The sequence below is a fragment of the Thermococcus sp. 21S9 genome, assembly GCF_012027635.1.
GTDB lineage: Archaea > Methanobacteriota_B > Thermococci > Thermococcales > Thermococcaceae > Thermococcus.
Map to the genome: position 1 here is coordinate 1 of NZ_SNUS01000011.1, position 544 is coordinate 544.

A 544-nucleotide genomic window follows, 5' to 3' on the forward strand; every position below is an offset into this window, starting at 1 on the left:
TACCACTTAAATGAACCTTGGTATGATCAGTACTGGTTCCTCATAAAAGGGTTAGCAACAAACACCTTGATTGATCCCAGAACTTCCAATCCCGTTCTTGATGATATTAGAGATCGTTTCCCTGTTACGTTTCAATTGGCTATAATAGCGTTTACGTTTACAATATTGATTGGAATTCCTTTGGGTTTGATCTCTGCATTAAAGCGTAACACTTGGATAGATACATTAGTTAGGATTTTCGCTCTCATTGGTGTTTCAACTCCAGTTTTCTGGTTGGGATATCTGCTACTGTTTGTGTTCTTCGTTAAGTTTAGGATAACAAATTTGGCTGGAGTACCCCCTGCACCACCCGTTCAAATTACCCATGTCCCGATAATTGATTCTCTCCTTACAGGAAACTTCACCCTCTTCAAGCAGCATTTGGCTAGATTCTGGCTTCCAGGATTTGTTCTGGGATTCATGGGGACAGGTGTCCTCGCAAGGTTCGTCAGGAATTCATTCCTTGAAGCTCTCAGCGGTGACTACATACAGTTCCTAAAGGCCA

The 544-nt window shown here is 41.9% G+C and carries 1 protein-coding gene; it reads left to right on the plus strand.

Annotated elements, in window-relative coordinates:
* The coding region (locus E3E28_RS10705; RefSeq protein WP_167915448.1) for an ABC transporter permease at positions 1 to 544 on the plus strand (544 nt) is incomplete at both ends.